This window comes from Pseudomonas sp. UFMG81 (genome assembly GCF_015354575.1).
Classification (GTDB): Bacteria; Pseudomonadota; Gammaproteobacteria; order Pseudomonadales; family Pseudomonadaceae; genus Aquipseudomonas.
In genome coordinates this window covers 31,315-50,283 of sequence record NZ_JACAFQ010000019.1, presented here as the reverse complement: position 1 = coordinate 50,283, position 18,969 = coordinate 31,315, and the positions used below count along the sequence as shown (strand labels likewise).

Below are 18,969 nucleotides of genomic sequence, written 5' to 3'. Positions count from 1 at the left end.
GCATGCAACGAATCAAGCGAATAGCCGCAGGGTTGTGCCTGGCGCTGGCCTGCTCTGGGGTCGTGATGGCTTCAGGGCAGGCGGTGCTTGAAGTGGGCGGGGCAGTGACGGGGCAGGTGGGTGAGTCACGCCGGCCAACCTGGAACCTTTCCCTCAAGGCCGGGGATCTGGTACGCGGACGTGTCGACGGTGATATCGACCTGCGCCTGCTCAATGCCCAAGGGCATCCGCTGCGCCTGCTGATCGATGGGTTGGATCAGCCACGCGAATTTCTCTTCGTTGCGGGGCAGGATGGGCAGTACGCGCTGCGCGCCGAGCCGCTGGCGATCCGCCCGGGCGAACGCTTCAGCTTGTGTCTGGAGCAAGTGCTGCCTGACGTCGGGCAGCGGCGCGGGCAAGTGCCATTGGCCAGCCCGACCTTGCGCCAGCTGGCACAGCAGTTGAGCGAGGGCGGCACCAGCGTGGCGTTCTGGCAGGCCCGTGGGGCCGAGGGCACGCCGCTGGTCGAGGCGCTCGACGGCCAGCCCGAGCAGCGCCTGGTGACCTTCCTGTGGCGCGGTGCGCGTGACAATGTGCGCATGTTCGGCGCGCCATCGGGCAATCACGAGCCATTGCACCGGCTTGCCGACAGCGATGTCTGGTACCACAGTTTCGTGGTGCCGGCGGGCACTCGCCTGAGCTACCAGATGGCGCCCGACGTGCCGGTGTCGGATGATCGGCGGGTGATCCTCGCCACCACACGACGCGACCCGCTCAACCCGAATACCTTCGCCGATGGCAGCGGTGATCCGTGGTTGTCGCGCTCGCGCCTGGAGCTGCCGGATGCGGCCCCGCAACCCTGGGTGGCCGCGCGCGAAGGCGTGCGCCGTGGCAGCGTCGAGCGCAAGCGCCTGGCCAGCCGGCTGCTGGGCAACGAGCGGGACGTCTACCTGTACCGCCCGGCCGGCTGGCGCCCGGGCAAGGCCGACCAAGGCCTGCTGGTGCTGTTCGATGCCCATGCCTACACCCGCCAGGTGCCGACCCCGACGATCCTCGACAACCTCATCGCCGATGGCCTGATCCCTGCCACCGCCGCGCTGATCATCGCCAACCCCAGCGACCTGAGCCGACAGCAGGAGTTGCCGCCCAATCCACGTTTCGCCCGCTTCATGGCCGAGGAGCTGATGCCCTGGGCGCGAGAGCAGGGGCTGTCGGCGCCGGCCTCGCGCACGGTGGTCGCCGGCTCCAGCTATGGCGGCCTGGCCTCAGCCTACATGGGGCTGACCCACCCGGAACTGTTCGGCAATGTGTTGAGCCTGTCAGGCTCCTACTGGTGGGCGCAGGCGGCTGATGAGCCCGGCTGGCTGACCCGCGAGTACGCCAGGGCGCCGCGCCAACCACTGCGCTTCTACTTGCAGTCTGGGTTGTTCGAAGGGCCGAAGATCCTCGACACCAACCGCCACCTGCGCGATGTGCTGTTGGCCAAGGGGTATGCGGTGGAGCAGGTCGAATACCCCGCCGGGCACGACTACCTGCAATGGCGCGGGAGCCTGCCGTGCGGGTTGATCAGCTTGCTTGGCCGTGGCATCCAGGCATCGCCGCAGGCCTGCGTGCCACATTAGGCGAATCAGGGAGACCCCGATGGCGCGCCGGGCAGGTTGATGGCACAGTGCCTGCCTTCGGCGCACCAGCACCGGAGATTCGACACAAGGAGTTAGTGTGAAACCCACGATCATGGCTGCGCTTGCCTGCGGCCTCTTGCTTGCCCCGGGCGCCAATGCCCAGGATATTTCCACGCTGTACCAGGTGTACGAGCAGAAGGGCTATTCCACGCTGAGCATGGAAGAGCTGAACCAGCCGGTGCAGATCACGGCCGTGGCGCTGGGGGTCAAGAGCAACCTCCAGGGCGCGCCGATGCTCGTCGCCGGTGACGATGACGGCTATGAACTGGCCCGCCTCAATGGTGCCGACGAGGCCCAGGACGCGCGCATGAAAGCCATGCGCCTGGGCCAGAAGTTCGATGCCGAGTGCGTGTTGCAATTCACCTCCGGCAGTGACTTCATGGCATTCAAACAATGCACATTCGACTGAACAGGGAAGTTCTCATGAAAACATCGCTTCGTATCATTGCACTGGCCGGTTGCCTGGCCTCGTTCTCCGTATCCGCTGCCGACTCGGCCCAGGTCGCCCTGTTCACCGCGCTGGCGCAGTGCCAGGCCAGCGCGCAGCAGGTGGAGCAGTTCAACCAGCTGGCCGATGCCGAGCAACTGACCTTCACCAAGGACGATGAGCACAGCCCCTGGGGCGGCGCAGCCTGGCAGGTCCCCTCGGCGCTGAGCATCAATGGCGTAACGTCCAGCACCCTGGTGATGACCGACCGCTTCAGCTTCTACCTGCTGACCAGCAGCACCGCGCCCCAGGCCGATGCCGCCAAGCTCGCCAACGGGCTCAAGTTGAAGAAGACCCTGGATACCGACGGTTACGTCGATTACCAGCGGGTGCTCGACAGCAAAGGCACGCTGCGGGTGGTCTCGACCGAGGACAAGGACCGCGACCTGTACGTAGGGTGCAGTTATCCGCAGGCTTGATTTGGTCAGGCCCGGGTTTCCCCGGGCCATCACTTGTCGGTGGGGTTCTGCCGACTCCTGTTGCGCCACACCCGATACGCCCTGATCCCCGCCCGCACCGAGCCGAACAGCAGCTTGTCTTCCATTTCCCTCGCCATCCCCGAGCGCACCAGCATGCGCAGGAAGGTGCCGCGCGCGCGGGCGATGGCGAAGTGGATGCCCTGGGCGGCCAGGGTGTCGCGCACTTCGCGCAGGGCGGCGATGCCGCTGACATCGATGCTGGTCACGGCTTCGGCGTCGAACAGCACCACTTCGGTGTTTTCCGCGCCCTGTACGGCTTCGAGCAGGCGCATCTTGAAGTAGTCGGCATTGAAGAACAGGATCGCGTCGTCGAAGCGGTACACCACCAGGCCCGGCACGGTGCGGGCGTCTTTGTGCTGGCGCACGTCCACCTGCCCCTCGATGCCCGGCATCCAGCCGAGCACGGCGTCGGTGGGCTGGTAGATGCTGTACAGCAGGCGCAGGATGGCGAGGGTGACGGCGAACACGATGCCCGGCAGTACCCCCAGGCCCAGCACACCAACCGTGGTCAGCAGGCACAGCCAGAACTCGAAGCGGCTGAGCTTGCGGATGGTCTTGAGCGACTTGACGTCGATCAGCCCCCAGCCGGCCATCAGCAGCACGGCTCCCAGCGCGGCTTGGGGGATCCAGGCCATGGGCGCGGTGAAGAACAGCAGGATCAGGGCGATCACCAGCGCAGCGATGATGCCCACCAGCTGGCTCTTGCCGCCGACCATGTCGTTGACTGCGGTGCGTGAGTCGGCGCCGCTGATGGCGAAGCCCTGGGAGATGCCGGCGGCCAGGTTGCTCACGCCGAGGGCGACGAACTCATGGTTGGCGTTGATCGCGTAGCCGTGGCGGGCGGCGAAGCTGCGGGCGGTGAGCATGGCGCTGCAAAAGCTGATGGTGGCGATACCCAGGGCGTCGCGCAGCAGGCTCTTGGTTTCCGCCAGGGTGCTTTGTGGCCAGGCCAGCTCCGGGATGCCCGCCGGCACCGGGCCGAGGATCGCCACGCCGTAGTGGTCCAGGCCGAACAGCCCGGCCACGGCAGTGAACACCACCACCGTCACCAGGGCCGCGGGCAAGCGCGGGAAGCGGCGCGGCAGCCAGATAAGCAAGGCCAGCCCGGCCAGGCCGATGGCCAGGGTAAGCCAGTGGATCTCGTTCAGGCGCTGGAGGAAGTTGACCAGGCTGAGGATGAAACCGTCGCCCTCGATCTTGAAGCCCACCACTTTCGACAGTTGCCCGGCGATCAGGCTCAAGCCGATACCGTTGAGGTAGCCGATGAGGATCGGCCGCGAGAAGAAGCTGGCGATAAAGCCCGCCCGCGCCACCCCGGCGGCGATCAGCATCGCCCCCACCAGCACGGTGACGATCACCGACAGTTCGGCGATGCGCTGAGGGTCGCCCATGGCCAGCGGGGCCACTGCGCCGCCGATCATGGCGCAGGTGGCGGCATCCGGGCCGACCATCAACTGGCGCGAACTGCCGACCAGCGCATAAACCATCATCGGCAGCACGCAGGCATACAGGCCGTATTGCGGCGGCAGGCCGACGATCTGCGCGTAGGCGATGGCGATGGGGATCTGGATCGCGGCCACCGAGAGACCTGCCTGCAGGTCGGCGTGGAACCACTCGCGGCGGTAGTGCAGCAGATTGGCCAGGCCCGGTAGCCAGCGGGAGAGAAACATGGGCAGTCCTTTGGAGATGTTTGCTCAAGCTTAGGTGCTTATGCGCCGCCGGCCCTGGCGCTTGCAAGTCAGTACCGGAGCCGGGCATTCAAGCGGATCGGGCGCACGGTGGTCATGGGCCAGGTCAATAAACCTGGAAGGCGGAAACGAAAAAAGGAGCCGAGGCTCCTTTTGACAGCGATGACGTTACTTGAACGTCATGCGGGGAATGCGATCTGGAGCGGGTAGAGGGAATCGAACCCTCAACTAAAGCTTGGGAAGCTTTCGTTTTGCCACTAAACTATACCCGCGTTTGCGCTCGACTTTTTACCATAACCCCCACCCAATTAATAGCCCGAAGTCATAAAAAGCCTGTTGGCGACCTGCAGCCTGCGGGTAGTCGGGCTACAGGACACCGTTGCTTTCAGTAGGCCAGTGCATGGTACCCCTGCGTGTGGGTGTGGCGTGGGCGGGTTTCGCGCGCACTCGGCTTGAGGAAGCCCAGCATGACGCCACGGGTATCCTCGCAGGCGCCTTTGTGTTCCATATCGAGGAAGTGGCCGGCGTCGCGGATCACGCTGAAGTGGCTTTGCCCCACATGTTTGCTGAACTGGCGGGCATCTTCGACGGTGGTGTACTCGTCACGGTCGCCGTTGATGAACAGCACCGGGATGTCGATGTTGCGCGCGGCCTTCAGCGCCCGTTCCAGGTCGTGTTCGAGCACTTGGTTGATGTGGAAGTGCATCTGCGCGTACTCGTGGCTGTCCAGGCTGCTCACGTGGCGGTAGTTGAAGCGCTTGAACAGCGACGGCAGGTACTTGCCGATGGTGTCGTTGACCAGGTTGCCCACCTGGTAGCGGTCGCAAGCGGCCAGGTACTGGCAACCGCGCTCCAGGTAGTCGCGCATCGGTTCGTTGATCACCGGCGAGAACGAGCTGACGATGGCCTTCTTCACCCGCCGCGGCTGGTGCGCCAGCGCCAGCAGGCCGCAAGCCCCGCCCCAGGAGAACGACATCACGTGGTCGGCCTGGAAGTGCTCGATCAGCTCGAGGAGGATGTGCGCCTCGGTCTCCTTGGTGATCAGCCGTTCCTGGCGGTTGTGCGGCTTGGACTTGCCGGCATACGGCTGGTCGTACAGCACCACGTTGAACTGCGGGTGCAGGTTGCGCACGGTCTGGGCGAAGGACGCGGTGGTGGCCAGCGAGCCATTGATCAGGATGATGGTCTTTTCGGCGCCTTGTGCGCGGTGGAACTCCGTGTAAACCCGGTACTGCCCTTGGATATCAAGTACAGCGATTTCTGGCCTCATGTCATCGACTCCTGGCGCAAAAAGGGTGTTCGCGTCTCCTGGTGGTCTGTGTGGTTGATTCGCGGATCAACCGTACAGGCCCATCAGGGTGCACGTGCTTTATGACAGGTAGGCATTCGCCTGGAAGATAAACCGGTAGGCCCTTGTGTCGATCCTTGACGCTTGTGTCGACGGTGTTGTTGTGGCGGGCGATTCTGCCGTGCCCCAAGGCATCGAGACCCTGGGTGGCCGGCAAAAAGGTGTCTTGGACTGCGTTTGTGACCGTTGAGTCACATGCGGACCGACAAGTTGGCAGTCAAGCAGCGGGGGCGGCATCGCGCAAGTGCCGTTCGGGGTATTTTTTGTGCTGAACTGCCAGGCGGTCGGTGTAGTGGAAAAGCGTTGCGACTACCCAATCGTTTGCGCGAAAAACGCCGTCGCAGGGCGCTCGCGTTACGTCAGAAACAGGCGATTTCGCTGTCGCTGAGTACGCGGAATTGGCCGGGTGCCAAGCCGGGGTCCAGTTCGATCGCGCCCATGCTCTGCCGATGCAGCCCCACCACCTTGTTCTGGAAGAAACCGAACATGCGCTTGACCTGGTGGTAGCGCCCTTCGACGATCGCCAGCCGTGCCTCACGTGGGCCGAGGAGGTCCAACTGGGCGGGCTGGGTGGTGAGGTCCTCGAAGGCGAAGTAGAACCCTTCACGGAACTTGTCCACGTAATGAGCGCCGATCTCGTCCTCGGTCTGCACCAGGTAGGTCTTGGCCACCTGGGTTTTCGGCTGGGTCAGGCGCCGTGACCACTGGCCGTCGTTGGTCAGGATCAGCAGGCCGGTGGTGTTGTAGTCCAGGCGCCCGGCGATGTGCAGGTCGTCGCGCAGGTCGGCCGGCAGCAGGTCGAGCACGGTGGGGTGCTGCGGGTCGCGGGTGGCGCTGACGCAACCGGCGGGCTTGTGCAGCATCAGGTAGCGTGCCGGGCGGCCTGGCTGCAGCACCTGTTCGTCCACTACGACCCGGCTGAACTCACGCACTTCGTGCAGCGGGTCGCTGACCGCCACGCCATCCACGCTCACACGTCGCTGCGCCAGCAGCAGGCGCACGTGCTGGCGGTTGTAGCAGGGCAGGTTGGTGAGAAAACGGTCGAGGCGCATGGCGGCAGGTCGCGGGGAATCGGCGCGCAGTTTAACGGATCGCGGCAGATGACGCTGCCTTGAGCTGTTCGTCCACCTGCGCGCAGGCCGGGCACAGGCAGGCTTTGTCGCGCAGTTCGGCGGGCAGGGCGGCGATCACGGCCGGGTCGATGCGGACGTCGAAGCACCAGCACCCTCGGGTGGCGCTGCGTGGGTCGGCCAAGCCGCATTGGTTGGGGGCGCCACAGGCAGGGCAGCGCTGGTCGTCAGGCATGTTCGGTTCCGGGCATTTCGCTGCAGACACGGTTGCGTCCGCCTTGTTTGGCACGATACAGGGCGTGGTCGGCGCGGCCGAGCAGGCTGTGAAGGGTGTCGCCTGGCCGCAGGCCGGCGAGGCCGACGCTGACGGTCAGGCGCAGCGGCTGCTCGGCATGGCTGAAGGTCAGCTGCTCGGTGCGCCGGCGGATTTTTTCGGCCACCTCGATGGCCTGGCGGCCTTGGGTTTCACGCAGCAGCACGATGAACTCCTCGCCGCCCCAGCGGCAGAGTATATCGGACTGGCGCAGGCTGCCTTGCAGCACATTGGCGAACTGGCGCAGCACTTCGTCGCCGGCCAGGTGGCCATGGGTGTCGTTGAGCGCCTTGAAGTGGTCGAGGTCGATCAGCAGGGCGACCAGCGGCGCGCTGTCGCGCTGGGCATCGACCAGCGCCTGGCCGGCCAGCAGGTCGAAACTGCGCCGGTTGGGTAGGCCGGTGAGGCTGTCGAGGGTGGCCAGTGCCTCGGCGTTGTCCTGATGGCGCTTGATCATGGCATTTAGCAGCGACAGCACTACGAGGGTGATCATCGCGCAGATGGCCAGGTTCAGGTACAGCGACTGGCGGATGCGGTCCAGGGCGCCGGTCTCGCGCTTGTCCACCAGCAGGTACCAGCCAAGCTCAGGCAACTGGCGCACGTTGAGGAAGTGGCTATGGCCGTCGCGGTCGTGGTACTCGTGGCTGCCGGGGGTGGGGGTCGGCATGCGTGCCAGCAGTTCCTGCCACTGCCGGCTGTCGCTCAACTGCTGGCCGGCGCGCAGGCCGTGGGGGCCACCGTCGGACCCGGTCAGCAGGACCTTGCCCTGGGCGTCGGTAAACAGCACCGCGCGTTGGTAGCGGCGTTGGTAGTCGTCGATCAGGCTCACCACCGACTCCACGCTCAGCCCCACCCCGACCGCGCCGATGAAACGCTGCTGGTAATCGAGCATGCGGTAGTTGATGAACACGGTGAGCTTGTCCTGGTTGGCCATGTCCAGGTCCACGTTGATTTCGTAGGGCTCGCTGGACTGGCGCAGGCGAAAGTACCAGGCATCGCGCCAGGCATCGGCCTTGACCTGCTTGAGCACGCCCTTGGCCTGGTAGTAGGTGAGGCTGCGGTTGGACACCAGGAAGCTGGTACAGGTGCCCTGGCTGCCCATCACCTCGCCCAGGTAGCGGGTGATGCGCGTGGCATCCTGCTCACCGGCCAGCACCCAGTCCCGCACAAAGGTGTCCTGGGCCATCATCGAGGCGATCTGCACCGGGCGGATCAGGTCTTTCTGGATCTCGGAATAGACGGTGTCGGAGGTCAGCGGCAGTTCGGTGTTGACGATGCCGTCACGGATGGCCCCGCGCGAGGCGTAGTAGCTCAGCAGCGACGTGGCCAGGAAGCCGCAGGCCAGCAACAGCAGCAGGGTGAAGATCAGCGAGCGTTGCGAGAGCAGGGCGGAAGGCGAGGGCATGATCGTCCCGTGGAAGGTGCCGGTGGCGACATTCTAGTGAGATGACCGAAAAATGACTGCATGTTTTTCAGGGTTATACGAGATGTTTCTTTTTGTTGCGTAAATGGCACCGAACCCTGGCATGACTGTCTTATCCAGTGTCGAGCAACGCATCGCCATCGACGCCCGCCAGCGCCGCTGTGCCGGGCACCCCCGCGGTCCAGGAGGCCGCCATGTCCCTGAGAATCCTGTTCATCGTCCTGCTTGGGCTGCTGACATCCGCCTGCGTGCCGTACTACGAAAGCGCAGGCTACTACCGCACGGACTATTACACCGCCGATCGCTATGTGTACCCCGGCTATTACCGCCAGGACCGCTATTACGTGGCCCCGGCGCCGCGTTACTACTACCAGCCCGCGCCACGCTATTACCGCCCGGCGCCAGTGCCGCACTACCGGCCCTATCCCGCCCCCGGCATGCAGCCGCGCTGGCAGGGCAACCCGCGTTACGACTATGGCAACCGCCAGCGCTATGACTACGGCGGTGACCGTAACCGCAACGACTACCGCAATGACAACCGTGGGGGGCGTGGCGACCGCTGGCACTCCAACGGGCAGGGCGATCGACGGCCGGACGGTGGCTGGGGCGGGGATCGCAACCGGCATCGTTGATGGGAGTGCACCGTTTTTGTAGGAGCGGCCTTGTGTCGCGAAAGGGGCGCGAAGCGGCCCCAGGTTCTTGCGTTCCCGCATAAATTGCTGGGGCTGCTGCGCAGCCCTTTCGCGACATAAGGCCGCTCCTACAGAGGGCGCGCAAGCCTTAGGGTGGAACCGGCTTGGCGGCGATGGGGCACACGGCGCCCCTCATTGTCCCAAGTCCGCCAGCGGGTGACGCCCCTCCCACACCTTGGCGAAATGCGCCGCCACCACCGCCGTCGGCACTTGCGCCACGTCCGGCCAATGCCAGTGCGGGGTGTTGTCCTTGTCCAGCAACCTGGCGCGCACTCCCTCGCTGAACTCGGGGTGCCGGCAACAGTTGAGGCTCAGGGTGTATTCCATCTGGAACACCTGCGCCAGCGACAGGTGGCGCGCCCGGCGGATCTGCTCCCATACCAGGTGCGCGGTCAGCGGGCAGCCTTCGTGCAGGCGTTGGCCGGCGGCAGCCAGCAACGGGTCATCATGCTGGGCCAGCGCGGTCAGCGCGCGCCAGGCCGCCACCGGGTCGGCCACATCGAGCACCTCGTCGATCAGCGAGCGGCGCGCCAGCCACTGGCCTTCGGGCAGTTCGGCACAGGCGCGGTGCTGTTCGGCCTTGAGCAGGCTGTTGAGTTGCAGCGCGGTCTGCTCCTGCCAGTTCAGTTGCAGCAGTTCTTCGATCAACGCTTCCTGTTGATGTTCCCCCAGGAAGCGGTCGGCCAACCCCAGGTCCAGTGCATCACGGGCGTTGATCGGCGCCCCGGTCAAACCGAGGAACAGCCCGAGCTTGCCGGGCAGGCGGGCGAGGAACCAGCTGGCGCCGACATCGGGGTACAGGCCGATGCTGATCTCGGGCATGGCCAGGCGGCTGCTGGGGGTGACAATGCGTACCGCCGCCCCCTGCAGCAAGCCCATGCCGCCACCCAGCACATGGCCGTGGCCCCAGCACAAGAGCGGTTTGGGGTAGGTGTGCAGGCGAAAGTCCAAGCGGTATTCGCTGGCGAAAAAGGTGGCGGCCAGCGGCGGCACGCTACCGGGGTGGTCACGGCACGCCTGGACCAGCGCGCGTACATCGCCGCCGGCACAGAACGCCTTGGGCCCGGCACCACGCAGCAGCACGCAGACGATGCTGGGGTCGCTGGCCCAGGCGTGCAGGCGCTCGTCGAGCACTTCGATCATGGGCAACGTCAGGGCGTTGAGCGCCTTGGAGGCATCCAGGGTGGCGATGCCGATGCGGGCGCCGTCGGCGCCGATGAGAACCTCGCATTGAATGGACATGGGCTACCTCGCGCAAGTCATCCCACCAGTATGGCCCGCTGCGTTGAAGCTGCCGGTCGTCGGTCGGATCGATTGACAAGCCGCGGCGGCTTTCCTAGTGTCGCGGCACTTCGCTTCAGGACCGCCCCATGACCGACGACGACCGCATCAAACTCGAACCCAGCTGGAAGGCCGCGCTGCGTGCCGAGTTCGACCAGCCCTACATGCATCAGCTACGTGAGTTCCTGCGCGGTGAATACGCTGCCGGCAAGGAGATCTACCCGCCAGGGCCGATGATCTTCAACGCCCTCAATTCCACGCCGTTGAAGCAGGTGAAAGTGGTGATCCTCGGCCAGGATCCGTACCACGGGCCTGGTCAGGCCCACGGCTTGTGTTTCTCCGTGCAGCCGGGCACCCCCACGCCACCGTCGCTGGTGAACATCTACAAAGAGCTGCATCGCGACCTCAACCTGCCGATCCCCAACCATGGTTACCTGCAAAGCTGGGCCGAGCAGGGCGTGCTGCTGCTCAACACCACCATGACCGTGGAGCGCGCCAATGCCGCCTCGCACGCCAAGAAGGGTTGGGAGTTTTTCACCGACCGGGTGATCCAGGTGGTCAGCGAACAATGCCCGAACGTGGTGTTCCTGCTGTGGGGCGCCCATGCCCAGAGCAAGCAGAAGCTGATCGACGGCACCCGCCACCTGGTGCTCAAGTCGGTGCATCCATCGCCGTTGTCGGCGTATCGCGGGTTCTTCGGCTGTGGGCATTTCAGCCGTGCCAATGGCTTCCTGCAGCAGCATGGGATGGCGCCGATCGATTGGTCGCTGCCACCGTTGTAGTACCGCCGCACCTAGTATTTTTGCCAGTTTCGCGGAGTTTCCGTCAGCGCTAGATTCAACCCCATAGAAGCCATACAGCCCTTGCAGTGCAGGGGCTGTAAATTACAGGGGTTTGAAAATGTCGAGACTGGTGAAGGCTAAAAGCAAGGGCTCCATTTTCTCTCCAGAACCCGGCGAAGTCTTTCTCGACGCCCCTGTGCCGGTGGGTGTGCTGCCGTTGCTCGCTGACGAGGAAGGTGCCCTCACACTGCCCCTTGAAAGGCAGATCACTGCGTTGCCTTTTCGGGTAAAGGCCTGGGCTGACTACGAAAACGATTACAGGTGGTTGATCGAGCAAGGTTATGAGAGACCTCGGCTGGTGTTCCAGCCGTTCTGGGACGGCATAGCGATAGGCGAAGTCGTTCAGTGGGACATGCAGCCCAGTGTCGAAGAAGATGAAAACGGTGAACGGTTTTTCCCGGTCGATCTGAGTGTACCTGCGTCAAAACTTGACCCCGGTGAGGGCACGTTCAAGTGCGAAGTCTGGTTCGAGTATATCGACAACCGAGAACTTTCTCCTGAGACCAGCATCCGGATAGACCAGACGGCACCCAATATTGGCCGCCCTTGCCCGTTGCGAAAAGACAATGTAACGCTCATCGATCAAGCGTATCTGGACCAGAACGGAAACAAGGCGCCCTTCAAGCTTGACCGCTGGCCCGACATCCGTCTTGAAGACACGGTGCAACTGTTCATGCTCGATTCGAGCACGTCGGACACGACGAACCTGCCTTTTGATCCCTTGTTCGAAGTTTCTGTCAATGCTGATAACAAACAGCAAACTCCGTTTCTGGTCGAAGTACCTGCCGCGCGATTGACCAATGGCAAGTTTCGTGTGGTTTGCAGGTTGTTGGATCGCTCTGGAAATGTGGGGGCTTCATCACCTTCACTCGATGTGGAAGTGCTGCTGCAGTCAGGGCCCGTCGTGCTTCCACGTGCCCACGTGCCACTGGCCACCGATGGGCTGGTGGACCTGAAGGACGCCCGCACGCCTGTGAGGGTCGAGATCCCCAGGATTGAAATGGCGCAGCCTGGCGACGTGCTGCAGGTGTACTGGAACACCCGGCCATTGCAGGCCGTCACGGTGGGGGTCGTCCAGCAATGGCCGGTGCGTGTGGAGGTACCTTGGGCGGATATCACGGCCCCGGGCTTTGTCGGGCCTGTGCCTGCAAGTGTGTACTACACCAGCAGCCGCCATGGTGGCTCGCAGGACGAGACCGGTATCCAGGTCAATGTCGACTTGCGTGTCGCGGGTCCCGACCCGCAGGAGCCTGTTGAAATCAACCCGCAACTGCAACCGGTCGTTGTGAAAGGACTTACGGCAAACAATGTGATCGCTCGGGAGGATATCGAGGCCGAACTGCCCGTAACCGTCAGGGTGAGGCTCTATGACAATCCACGAGCGGGGGACCTTCTCCATTTGTATTGGGGGCGTGATCCGGACACGGATGCGAATGCGCAGGTTGTGGCACGTTATTCAGTAACCGGCCTTGAGGCTCCAGGGCAGGAAGTCACATTCTCACTGGTGCCCCTGAGTGTGATTCTGGATGTCGGTGATGGTCCCGCCATACCGGTTTTCTATCGGACATTCAACGGGGTCAACTTTCAGCGGGCCAAGGCTACTCGGGTCAGTGTTGACACCGCCGCCCGCCCACCGATTGGCCAACTCGTTTCGTTGAAGGTGAAAAGCCCGCCATTGTCGCTTTTCGGCTGGATCAACTGTGCTTCCAAACCTTGGCTGGGCATTCCGCTGATCGTACCGGGAGCTCAGGCAGATGTTCAGGCGGGGGATCGCGTCGAGGTGCGTTGGCAGATGTTCCGGACCCAACGTGATGGTGAGGAGCCTACCCAGCCCGGTTTGCCAGCGCCTCCGCCAGCGCAGCCATTGATGCCTGCCCCGGTGTATTTGCCAGCGGTAGAAATCACAACGGAAGGGGCCGCCTCAGGGCAAGTCCTGCTGATGAACGAATTTACGCGTCTGATTTTCGATGTCTTCCGTGACGCGGCGGGAGCATTCAGTGGCTACGCAAGAATTGGCTACCGGTTGACCAAGGTCGATGGTCGGTCCGGGGAAGCGCAATTGACATGGCTGGCAATTGATATTCAGAGACCTGGCAGCCTGGTATGTACTGCTTCAGGTGATGTCAGCACCAATAAATGATTGACGTTCATGCCGCTGGGCATTGAGGCCTGGCCCTTGATTAAAGAGCGAAACTTTTTTTCATCCGTTAGGGGGGAGAGGAGTGTGTAACTTGACGAGTGGGCGGTTGGGTAAGCGTAGGGCAGGTTAGTTGTTGAGGTTTTACATCGACGTTTCAATCCTGAGAGTAGATGCCATGACAATTTATGAAAAACAGGGTTTGGTAGAAGCCGACTCGGTGAGCCCAGAGTCGCAAGGTATTGTGCAAAAAAATGAAAATTACAGTAGCACTGGGCCAACGCTGGAGGAGCAAAAGAAACTGGCAGCAAAGATTGATGCTATACGTGAAGAATCTAACGAAAAGTTAAAGTCAAAGTCAAAGGTGTCAGGTTCGTTCTCGTTTTTTGGTATCAATGCCAATGAAGAGCCCGTCGCCCCGGACTTCCAGTTTGTCGGAACGCTACCGAACATTGATGACGGTCGTTTCAACACCGTGCCTGCTGCTGCGTTTCTCGTCGAGCCGGATGGAAACAATTACATCAGCATAACCATGCCACTCTGGGATCCCACTGTTCCCGATGCAGAGGCTGGAGACTACGCTGGGAGCAATGACGTTGTCAGACTCTATCGACGGGAGTATAGCGTAGATGAGGGTGGTGAGGTTACCTACATCGAAGTTCCTTACTCGGAGGTGCTGTTCAGCACGCCGTTCCCGCCGGATCCGAATGCTTTCCCCAATGGCGTGAGTTTCACCCTCGAACCCAAGTTTCTGGAGTGGTTCCCCAGAGAAGGGCAGTACGACATCTTCTATCGAGTCAGTAACGACGCGTTGAGGAATACGTCGGTTTCGCCACTGCAACCCCTCTATATCGATCTGCGACCGCCATCTTACCGTGTGACGCCGGCAGCCCTGAATCTGCCAGCAGACGTCCCGGAGCCAGGCATCATCACTAAAGCCATGCTTGAGGCCCGTCCGATCTTCGAGTTCCCTGTCCCGCTCGCCACCTTGGCCGCGAAGGAGGATCGCATCGTCGTTCGGGAGCGACGTACCAATACCATCGTGCATACGGCGTTGATGTGGCCTGCTGACCAAGACGAACCCAATCCAACGGCCGATGTTCCTTCCGCGCAGTTGCAGGCCCTAGGGGAGGGTGTAAAGGAACTGGTCTACGAGCTGATCGATCGTGCCGGGTGGGCCTCTACAGTGTCCTTTGCGCGCCCTCTTACGCTGAGGTTGGAGAATGTGCCAATCGACCCATTGCCACCACCTATTGTCACTGTGCCGCGGGTAAATCGTGAGGTGGCGCGTGCTGGGCTCCAGATCAGCTTGCCGGTGATTCCCAACGCACTGCCGACCGATCGGATCAGCATGAGTTTGCATCATCCAGATCGCCCCGGAAATCCTGTGGTGTTGCCAGAGTTCACCGTCGGTGCCGGTAGCACCACGGCAAGCTGGGAGCATCTGGCGGTACCTGACGGCCAGGCAAACTACCTGTTGCGGATCACGTATTCACTGATGCGCGGCACTACCACCGTTGGGCCTTCGCTTCCACATACGGTGCCGGTGGACCTGCGGACAGTGGGGCCAGTGCCTGGCGATGAAGGGCCTGTCAACGACGCCTTGGTTCCGATCGTGGTACGTGGCACGGTATCGCAGCAGGACAACCTGATCACGGAAGCCGATGCAAACGATGACGCTGGCATCACCTTCACCTACTACACCGAGGTAGGGGCGGGGCATGTGATCAAGTTCTTCTACGACGGTAAGGAGTTGGCGGAAGTCCTCACCCTGGTGGGTAACGAGGCGGGTACGAAGTCTGTGGTATTGCCCAGGGATGTCTTCCTTGAGAGTGGCAATGGCCAGAAGCAAGCCTACTACGAGGTCTATCCGGACAATACGTCAGAAAGCGCTGGCAACTATCAGCGCTCACCGATCACCGTGGTCACGGTGAGAGCTGTGACTTTCCCTATTCCAGTGAATCTCTTCGTGCGTTACCCCTACCTGAGCCAGAATGCTCAGCAAAATCAGCGTCCAGGAGCGGTGGTCAATCAGACGGGCGTGATCAACTGTGCGGCCCGACCCTGGAACGGCGTCCAGCTCAGGGTCAACTGGATGCGGAGCGAAGATGGCTGGGTGGTTGTCGGCGATGTGGTCACGATCAGGCTGCAATACGCCACGAGCACCAGAGCCACTGCCGAGACGTTCGTCAACCAGTTCTACAGCTTCGAACATCGAGTGAGCCAGGCAGACCTAAACGGCCGGGCGATCAATCACACCGTGCCTTACTTGGCGATCCGCTTCTTCAATAGGGGGGCCGAGCAGCCGCAGGATCCTTTGGGGGGCAGCTTCGTCAGCAGCTTCACGGTAACCAAAGCAGACGAAAGCATTGGTCGCTCTACGGAGTGCATGGTGCGCTGGGGGGTGTCGTTGGTCGGTGGCGTGCGTTGCGACAACTGGGGGCAGTGAAAATGTAGACATTGCGGTGGTCATTTGACCACCGCAATTTTTGTTGTGAGATAGAACGTGTGGGAAATATATCGAATTATTGATGAAAATTCCTACACGAAAAAGTCACTCGATAGATTAACTTTCCGGCGCTCAACACAGCGGTGCGCTCGATGGGCACCTCTATTGCCTCTCATGCCCAACTTTGGAGCTCGACGATGGTAAGTGAACCTATTCGTCCGGAAGAAATTGTAAAACGTACGCTCTCACTTGCAGGTGTCATTACCCTGTTGACTATTTGTTCCGGTGCCGCACTGGCGAGGGACTTGGTTGGGGAGCAACTGACGATCGACGCATCGACGCCTTTGGATCGCTATAACCTGAGCGCAGGTTCGGTTTTGACCATGGATAATGCCACCACGCTCAGTATTGTATCGACACAGTCGCAATTAAATATTTTGCGCGGAACAACCACAACAACAACGGGGAATGCCATCGAGTTGTTGGACAGTCAGGCGACCATTGCCAATGCCGCCATTTCGACTTCAGCCAATGGTATTGGTCTGGTGCTCGGGCGGATGACCACTGGTTCATCCGCCACGGTCATCAACAGCCAGATCAGTGGGGGCGCTGTGGGCGCGCAGGCCAGCGCGCTCGGCCAGCTGAATATTCAGGGGTCCCAGGTAAGCGCCACCGGCCCTACCGGGACCGGTGTTCGCCTGATCGGAGGTACGGCCACGATCAGCGATGGCAGCGTCATTACCGGGCAGGCCTCGGGTATTCGCATGATCCGTGAAAGCGCCACCAACAATACCCCGTCGCTGACGCTCGACGGTTCGCGTGTGGTCGGTGTCACGGGCGCGGCAATCGATGTTGGCAACGATGCGCGCAGTTCCATCATCCTGCGCAATGGCTCAAGCCTTGATGGAGGCAATGGTACCGCTATCAATCTGGGGCGCTTGAGTGAGTCGACCATTCAGGTAACCGATTCGCAACTGCAAGGTGACATCCAGCTCGCCTCGCAAGCCAAGGCAGATCTGGCAGTCGGCAATTCGACAGTTCAAGGCAGCATCCGCAATGCGGGAACACTTACTGCGGCACTGGATCAAGCAACACTCAATGGTGACTTGCTAACCAGTGGCACGAGCCATGTACAGCTCGCACGATCGTCGATGACCGGCAACATCGCGGTTGCCAGCCCGGGCTCACTGGACCTGGCAATGGAGCAGAGCCGGCTGGTGGGCGACATCGCAGTAGAAGCCGGTGCCACAGCGCAACTGAATATGAACAGTGGCTCGCAGCTGCGTGGCACGCTGACCAACGTTAGCCAGGCAACCATAGGGACTGATTCCGACTGGACAATGACGGCTGACAGCAACGTCGGTAACCTTGCCATGCGCGGCGGGCAGGTCACCTTTGGCGATCCAGGCAGCTTCCACACGCTGACGGTGACCAACCTCTCCGGTAACGGCACCTTCGTCATGGACAGCGACTTTGTCACCGGCAATGGTGACCAGTTGATCGTCACCGGCACGTCCGAAGGCAATCACGGGCTGCTGGTGGGCAGCAGCGGCCAGGAGGCGAGCGTCGAGTCGCTGCGCCTGGTCCAGACCGCCGACGGCGGTGCGCAATTTCACTTGCTCAACGACCGCGAACGGGTCGATGTGGGCGCTTACTCCTACGAACTGGCGCAAAACGGCAATGACTGGGTGTTGAACCGCGAGACCCGCACCGTCGCGCCGATCACCATGGCCGCCATGGCGCTGTTCAACACGCCGATCACCGTGGCCTACGGCGAACTCAGCTCGCTGCGCAGCCGCATGGGCGAACTGCGCTACAGCGAAGGGCGCAACGCCGGCGTGTGGATGCGTGCCTACGGCAACCAATACAACGTCAGCGGTGCTTCCCAGGGCGTAGGTTACCAGCAGAACCAGCGCGGCCTGAGCCTGGGCGCAGACATGCAACTGTCCGATAGCGACTGGTTGGTGGGCCTGCTGGCCGGTAGCAGCCGTTCGGACCTGAACCTCGACTATGGCACTTCCGGTACCGTGGATAGCTACTACGTTGGCGGCTACGCCACCTGGCTGGACCGCGAGACAGGTTTCTACGTCGACACCGTGCTCAAGTACAACCGCTATCAGAACAACGCCAAGGTCGGCATGAGCGACCACACCCGCAGCAAGGGCGACTACGACACTCACGGTGTGAGTGCGTCGGTGGAGGCGGGCAAGCACATCAAGCTCAATGACGGTTACTTCATCGAGCCCTTCGTCCAGGTTGCCACCGCTGCTGTCGCCGGCAAGGACTACACCTTCGACAACGGCCTGCGCGCCGAAGGCGACATGGCCAAGTCGTTGCTGGGCAAAGTGGGCACTACCGTCGGCAAGACCATCCCGCTCGATGGCGGGGCCATGGTGCAGCCATATGTGAAAGGTGCGTTCGCCCATGAATTTGCCCAGCGCAACCAGGTACAGGTCAACAACAATGTGTTCAACAATGACCTGTCCGGCTCGCGTGCCGAGCTGGGTGCGGGGGTGTCGTTGGCGCTGTCCAGGCAGTTCCGTGTGCATGCCGACGTGGAGTACAGCAACGGCAAGAGCATCGAACAGCCTTATGGCGTGAATGTAGGCGTGCGTTACGACTTCTGACCAATGGCAACGCCTGGGCGTGCGAGCAGATGCAACCGGCGCTCGATCACGTCCAGCCGTCGGGTACTGATGACGGTGGGAGGCAGACCTGTGGCGAGGAACACCTGCGAAGGCAGGTATTTCACACTCCAGCGCTGGAACAGCAAGGTCAACCTTGCATCCAGCTCTGGGGCTGCACAGTGCTCGACATTGAACTCGTAGAAGTCGAATTGCCTTGACCGCTCCTTGGCCAGTGCCTCGATTTGTGGGTGCAGTTCGACACAGGGCGGACAGCTGTCGGAGCGTATAAGCAACAAGGATGGCCGGGTGAATCTACGGCACTCGAAGAGCCACTCGAGCGTAGGGAGGTTGGTCACGCTTATCATGGTCATCGATGGCTCCTGGAGTGAGTTGCTGGAGCCCATTCAACGTCACTGCAAGAACGAGCGAAACTGGCAAAAATGCCAGTTGCGGCAGCGGCCAACGTTCTCTT

15 protein-coding genes and 1 tRNA gene are annotated in these 18,969 nt (G+C 62.0%); 8 read left to right on the top strand and 8 right to left on the bottom strand.

Going from position 1 to position 18,969, the window contains the following annotated elements:
• Positions 1–2 precede the first annotated feature (2 nt).
• From IX761_RS16085 to IX761_RS16075, 3 genes are all read left to right on the top strand, one after another.
• Positions 3–1,601, top strand: a complete 1,599-nt coding sequence (locus IX761_RS16085) for an alpha/beta hydrolase (protein ID WP_228533610.1) — start codon at positions 3–5, stop codon at positions 1,599–1,601.
• A gap of 97 nt (positions 1,602–1,698) precedes the next feature.
• Positions 1,699–2,070, top strand: coding sequence for a hypothetical protein (locus IX761_RS16080; protein ID WP_194790556.1), 372 nt, complete (start codon positions 1,699–1,701; stop codon positions 2,068–2,070).
• Between the two features lie 14 nt (positions 2,071–2,084).
• Complete coding sequence (locus IX761_RS16075; protein ID WP_194790555.1) at positions 2,085–2,567, top strand: hypothetical protein; 483 nt, start codon at positions 2,085–2,087, stop codon at positions 2,565–2,567.
• A gap of 29 nt (positions 2,568–2,596) precedes the next feature.
• Here IX761_RS16075 and IX761_RS16070 read toward each other — a convergent pair whose 3' ends face one another.
• The 6 genes from IX761_RS16070 to IX761_RS16045 all read right to left on the bottom strand — a co-directional run bounded on the left by IX761_RS16070 (position 2,597) and on the right by IX761_RS16045 (position 8,451).
• Positions 2,597–4,297 (bottom strand): SulP family inorganic anion transporter, encoded by a 1,701-nt coding sequence (locus IX761_RS16070; RefSeq protein WP_194790554.1) that lies wholly within the window; start codon positions 4,295–4,297, stop codon positions 2,597–2,599.
• Positions 4,298–4,513: 216 nt separating this feature from the next.
• Positions 4,514–4,587 (bottom strand) — tRNA-Gly (locus IX761_RS16065).
• 113 nt (positions 4,588–4,700) lie between these two features.
• Positions 4,701–5,585 (bottom strand): alpha/beta fold hydrolase, encoded by an 885-nt coding sequence (locus tag IX761_RS16060; protein WP_194790553.1) that lies wholly within the window; start codon positions 5,583–5,585, stop codon positions 4,701–4,703.
• Positions 5,586–6,022: 437 nt separating this feature from the next.
• On the bottom strand, positions 6,023–6,715 hold the full coding sequence (locus tag IX761_RS16055; protein ID WP_194790552.1) for a pseudouridine synthase: 693 nt from the start codon (positions 6,713–6,715) through the stop codon (positions 6,023–6,025).
• 31 nt (positions 6,716–6,746) lie between these two features.
• Positions 6,747–6,968 carry a cysteine-rich CWC family protein gene (locus tag IX761_RS16050; protein ID WP_194790551.1) on the bottom strand — a complete coding sequence of 74 codons (222 nt, stop codon included), beginning with the start codon at positions 6,966–6,968 and terminating at the stop codon, positions 6,747–6,749.
• Positions 6,961–8,451: a sensor domain-containing diguanylate cyclase gene (locus IX761_RS16045; RefSeq protein ID WP_194790550.1), complete on the bottom strand. Its 1,491-nt coding sequence runs from the start codon at positions 8,449–8,451 to the stop codon at positions 6,961–6,963. Before IX761_RS16045 ends, IX761_RS16050 begins: the two co-directional genes overlap by 8 nt.
• Positions 8,452–8,663: 212 nt before the next feature.
• On the opposite strand from IX761_RS16045, the gene IX761_RS16040 reads away from it, so the two are divergent.
• On the top strand, positions 8,664–9,101 hold the full coding sequence (locus IX761_RS16040) for a hypothetical protein (RefSeq protein ID WP_194790549.1): 438 nt from the start codon (positions 8,664–8,666) through the stop codon (positions 9,099–9,101).
• A 192-nt stretch (positions 9,102–9,293) separates the two neighbouring features.
• Here IX761_RS16040 and IX761_RS16035 read toward each other — a convergent pair whose 3' ends face one another.
• Positions 9,294–10,403, bottom strand: coding sequence for an enoyl-CoA hydratase/isomerase family protein (locus IX761_RS16035; protein WP_194790548.1), 1,110 nt, complete (start codon positions 10,401–10,403; stop codon positions 9,294–9,296).
• Between the two features lie 128 nt (positions 10,404–10,531).
• On the opposite strand from IX761_RS16035, the gene ung reads away from it, so the two are divergent.
• From ung to IX761_RS16015, 4 genes are all read left to right on the top strand, one after another.
• On the top strand, positions 10,532–11,224 hold the full coding sequence (ung, locus tag IX761_RS16030) for a uracil-DNA glycosylase (RefSeq protein WP_194790547.1): 693 nt from the start codon (positions 10,532–10,534) through the stop codon (positions 11,222–11,224).
• Positions 11,225–11,342: 118 nt separating this feature from the next.
• On the top strand, positions 11,343–13,424 hold the full coding sequence (locus tag IX761_RS16025; protein ID WP_194790546.1) for a hypothetical protein: 2,082 nt from the start codon (positions 11,343–11,345) through the stop codon (positions 13,422–13,424).
• A gap of 175 nt (positions 13,425–13,599) precedes the next feature.
• Entirely contained in the window at positions 13,600–15,870 is a 2,271-nt protein-coding gene (locus IX761_RS16020) for a hypothetical protein (protein WP_194790545.1), read from the top strand.
• A 197-nt stretch (positions 15,871–16,067) separates the two neighbouring features.
• Positions 16,068–18,497, top strand: coding sequence for an autotransporter outer membrane beta-barrel domain-containing protein (locus tag IX761_RS16015; RefSeq protein ID WP_194790544.1), 2,430 nt, complete (start codon positions 16,068–16,070; stop codon positions 18,495–18,497).
• On the opposite strand, the gene IX761_RS16010 is transcribed toward IX761_RS16015, so the two are convergent.
• A complete protein-coding gene (locus IX761_RS16010) occupies positions 18,485–18,868 on the bottom strand; it encodes a thioredoxin family protein (RefSeq protein WP_194790543.1) in 384 nt (127 codons plus the stop codon). The two genes, IX761_RS16015 and IX761_RS16010, sit on opposite strands and share 13 nt — an antisense overlap.
• Positions 18,869–18,969: the final 101 nt, after the last annotated feature.